Here is a 4,222-nt window from a genome sequence, read left to right as displayed (position 1 = left end):
TTGAGTTTCAAAACTAATTCCTCTTTAGCTCAGTTGGTAGAGCAACGGACTGTTAATCCGTGTGTCAATGGTTCAAGTCCATTAAGAGGAGCCACATTAAAAATCCTGAACTAATCGTTCAGGATTTTTTTTGCTTAAAATTTAGTGAGTAGTTGAGTGAAAATATTATTTGGACAGAAAGAGTAAGGTTAATAACCTTTTCTGAGAGGCTTGCAAAGAATAGTGACCAAAGCGTATCGCGTCATTGGTTCAAATCCAATAAGAGGAGCCACATTAAGAGTCCTGGACATAATCGTTCAGGATTTTTTTTGCTTCATTACTCCTTTAGTAAACAACATTGTAACGTTTCATTACAAACTATTTTTGATATTGCTAATTCTGGTATTGTTAATGGCTACCGTGATAAGTTAACATCTCATTAAATTTTTACTGATATTAAAATGAGCAAATAGAGGCCAGAATGGAATCAATTCAAAATCATGTAACCGCATTAGTAAGTAGTGCAGATACGCTGTTTATATTATTAGGAGCCATCATGGTCTTTGCCATGCATGCAGGGTTTGCTTTTTTAGAGGTTGGCACTGTTCGCCACAAAAACCAAGTCAATGCGTTGGTTAAAATTATGTCTGACTTTGGCGTGTCAGCACTTGTATACTTTTTCTTTGGTTATTGGTTTGCTTATGGTGTGACTTTCTTTGATAGCGCAGAGGTGTTGGCACGAGACAATGGTTATGAACTGGTTAAATTCTTCTTTTTAATGACCTTTGCCGCCGCTATTCCTGCCATTATTTCAGGGGGTGTTGCTGAGCGTGCTAAATTTAACCCGATGTTAATTGCGGCTGCACTGTGTGTTGGTTTGGTATATCCCTTTTTTGAAGGCTTGATTTGGAATGGCAATTATGGTTTCCAAACATGGTTAGAAAATAGTTTTGGAGCAAGGTTTCATGACTTTGCAGGGTCAATTGTAGTGCATGCAGTGGGTGGTTGGATAGCCTTTGCTGCGATTGTAGTGTTAGGTAGCCGTAATGGGCGTTATCGTGGCGGAAAAGTGGTGGCATTTGCACCCTCAAATATTCCGTTACTCGCATTAGGTGCGTGGATCTTATCAATTGGCTGGTTTGGTTTTAATGTTATGTCTGCACAAGCGATTGAGGGCATTAGTGGCTTGGTAGCAATTAACTCATTAATGGCGATGGTAGGTGGTATTCTTAGTGCCTTAGTGATTGGCAAAAAAGATCCTGGTTTTATTCACAATGGTCCGTTAGCAGGTTTAGTTGCAGTGTGTGCGGGCTCTGATGTAATGCACCCGATGGGTGCATTAGTTACCGGTTTAGTGGCTGGTGGCCTGTTTGTTTGGTTATTTATCACCGTACAAAATAAGTTTTCACAGTTTGATGATGTATTAGGTGTCTGGCCCCTGCATGGTGTTTGTGGGCTATGGGGGGGAATTGCCGCGGGTATCTTTGGTCTTGAAGCTTTTGGTGGGTTAGGTGGTGTTAGCTTTATCAGCCAACTTATTGGTTCATTGACAGGTGTTACTGTTGCATTGATCGGTGGTTTTATCGTTTACAAAGGGGTCAATTACTTTGCACCGATTCGTTTAAGTGAAGAGGATGAGTTTAATGGCGCAGATGTTGCTATCCATAAAATAGGCGCAACCAACCTGACCAATAAATAGTTCTAAAAATAATCTTTTAAAGGGTGATAGCTGAATTTTTCACCCTTTTCTATGTGTTTCATCAGTAAAAATAGGAGTAAAATAGCATATAAATGACAAATAATTCTGTTATAAAAGGAACTATGATTTATCACAGTTTTTATAAGAGAAATTCTGTTATAAAGCTCTCGTTTTAAAATTCATCAAGTTATCTCATCATTAAGGTTATAAATATGAAAGTCATTGAAGTAAAGCATCCATTAATTCAACACAAAATCGGTTTAATGCGTAAAGCTGATATCAGTACCAAACATTTTCGTGAACTTGCCCGCGAAGTGTCTAGTTTATTAACCTATGAAGCCACCAAAGATCTGGCTGTTGAAACGGTAACCATTGATGGTTGGGATGGCAAAGTTGATATTGAACAAATTAAAGGTAAAAAAGCAACGGTTGTGCCTATTTTACGTGCAGGTTTAGGCATGATGGATGGTGTACTTGAGCATATGCCGAGTGCAAAAATAAGTGTTGTTGGTATTTATCGCGATGAAGAAACGCTAGAGCCTGTTCCTTACTTTCAAAAACTGGTCAGCCAAATTGACCAACGTTTAGTGTTAGTCGTTGATCCGATGCTTGCAACTGGTGGATCGATGATTTCAACATTGGATCTGATTAAAGAGCAGGGTGGAACAAACATTAAAGTACTTATTTTAGTGGCGGCTCCTGAAGGATTAAAAGCACTAGAAGAGGCGCATCCTGATATTGAAGTTTACACCGCTTCAATTGATTCTCATCTTAACGATAAGGGTTATATTGTACCTGGTTTAGGTGATGCGGGTGATAAAATATTCGGGACTAAATAATGACGGCCAAGAATGCACCTGATGCAATCTTAGTGGCTGAACAGCCCATTGAAGATATCACCGCAAACTTAACCACACCCCAGCAAATTCTTGCGGGTGGGCAGATGTTATTTGTTGCTTTTGGTGCGTTAGTCTTAATGCCTTTGATTACGGGGCTTGATGCAAATGTTGCACTGTTTACCGCGGGTTTTGGCACATTACTTTTTCATCTGGTCACTAAAGGGCAAGTGCCTATCTTTTTAGCCTCCTCTTTTGCCTTTGTTGCGCCCATTGCATATGGTGTACAAACGTGGGGTATACCAAGTACTATGTCAGGGCTGTTTGTAGCAGGAATTGTGTATATGCTGATGGCGTATGCGGTAAAGCAGCGTGGTGTAGATTTTATCCATCGTCTGTTGCCCCCGGTTGTTGTGGGGCCTGTGATCATGGTGATCGGTCTTGGACTTGCTCCTATGGCGGTTAATATGGCGCTCGGCAGGGCGGGAGATGGCTCAATGGTTTTGATTGAGCAAAATACGGCATTAATTATCTCACTGTCGGCACTGGTAACCACATTGCTCGTTTCAACGATGGCAAAAGGGGTATTTAAACTAGTGCCTATTTTTGCTGGTGTGATAGTGGGTTATAGTTTGTCATTCTTTTTTGGTGTGATTGACTTTGCACCGATTATAAATGCACCTTGGTTAAGCGTACCTAACTTTGTAGCGCCTGAGTGGAACTGGCATGCGATCCTCTTTATGATTCCGGTTGCCATTGCGCCAGCGGTTGAGCATGTGGGTGATATTTTAGCAATCAGTAATGTTACCGGTAAAGATTTCCTGAAAAAACCAGGATTGCATCGTACTTTGTTTGGTGACGGACTCGCAACTAGTGCATCGGCGTTATTAGGTGGTCCACCTAATACTACTTACAGCGAAGTAACTGGCGCGGTGATGTTGACTCGTAACTTTAACCCTAAAATTATGATGTGGGCGGCGGTTATCGCTATTTGCTTGGCATTTGTGGGTAAGTTTGGGGCTATATTACAAACTATTCCTGTTGCGGTGATGGGCGGTATTATGATTTTGCTGTTTGGTACTATTGCCTCGGTGGGGTTGAATGCGTTGATTCGTCATCAGGTAGATCTTTCTAACGCACGTAATCTGTGTATTGTTTCCGTTACGTTAATATTTGGTATTGGTGGCATGGCATTTGGTTTTGGTGCATTTAGCTTACAAGGCGTAAGTTTATGTGGGTTGGTGGCAATCGCATTGAACTTGTTACTACCTCGGGTAAAATAATTATATTAAGTGTCAGGGAAGCCTGGCACTTAATATACCCATGTTACCTCAAGATGCTTTGTCAGGCACAAGCTCGACAACCAGAACAAGGCGCAACACGAGGTCATTGTCATTCACTTTTTGAGTGTTGCAACGCTGAGCTGGTTTTCGAGCTTGCGCCCCGCAGGGCAAGGCAACATGCACCAATCTACGTCGTTATAAAATTTCGACTTAGAATGACTAGGCTTCAATTTTATGCCTAGTATATCGGCACAATTTGCCTTGCTGACTTTGCATCTTGAAGTATCATGGGTATACATTGAATAACATGACCATTTAATTTTTCAATAATTAGTCGCCATGTTTCCACTCAGTTACAATCCCCTCTTTTATTTACTATGAAAATTAATCCGTATAACTTTTAGGGGGATATGATGAATATTCAT

At 40.8% G+C, this 4,222-nt stretch carries 3 protein-coding genes and 1 tRNA gene; all 4 read left to right on the top strand.

Going from position 1 to position 4,222, the window contains the following annotated elements; translation table 11 throughout:
• The first annotated feature begins 18 nt into the window (after positions 1-18).
• The 4 genes from G322_RS0117800 (at position 19) to G322_RS0117785 (ending at position 3,797) form a co-directional block, all read left to right on the top strand.
• Positions 19-94, top strand: a tRNA-Asn gene (locus G322_RS0117800).
• 366 nt (positions 95-460) lie between these two features.
• Positions 461-1,678 (top strand): ammonium transporter, encoded by a 1,218-nt coding sequence (locus tag G322_RS0117795; RefSeq protein WP_022943046.1) that lies wholly within the window; start codon positions 461-463, stop codon positions 1,676-1,678.
• Between the two features lie 212 nt (positions 1,679-1,890).
• Entirely contained in the window at positions 1,891-2,517 is a 627-nt protein-coding gene (gene upp / locus G322_RS0117790) for a uracil phosphoribosyltransferase (protein ID WP_022943045.1), read from the top strand.
• Positions 2,517-3,797, top strand: coding sequence for a uracil-xanthine permease family protein (locus G322_RS0117785; RefSeq protein WP_022943044.1), 1,281 nt, complete (start codon positions 2,517-2,519; stop codon positions 3,795-3,797). The genes upp and G322_RS0117785 overlap by 1 nt, the downstream gene beginning before the upstream one ends.
• Positions 3,798-4,222 lie beyond the last annotated feature (425 nt).

The organism is Psychromonas hadalis ATCC BAA-638 (assembly GCF_000420245.1).
GTDB classification, from domain to species: domain Bacteria; phylum Pseudomonadota; class Gammaproteobacteria; order Enterobacterales; family Psychromonadaceae; genus Psychromonas; species Psychromonas hadalis.
Note: the sequence above shows the minus strand (reverse complement) of the source record. Positions and strands in the feature narration are given on the sequence as shown.

Excerpts from the sequence above, each read along its gene's own strand:
- G322_RS0117795 (WP_022943046.1), top strand. The coding sequence starts at position 461 with ATGGAATCAATTCAAAATCATGTAACCGCATTAGTAAGTAGTGCAGAT.
- upp (WP_022943045.1), top strand. The coding sequence starts at position 1,891 with ATGAAAGTCATTGAAGTAAAGCATCCATTAATTCAACACAAAATCGGT.
- G322_RS0117785 (WP_022943044.1), top strand. The coding sequence starts at position 2,517 with ATGACGGCCAAGAATGCACCTGATGCAATCTTAGTGGCTGAACAGCCC.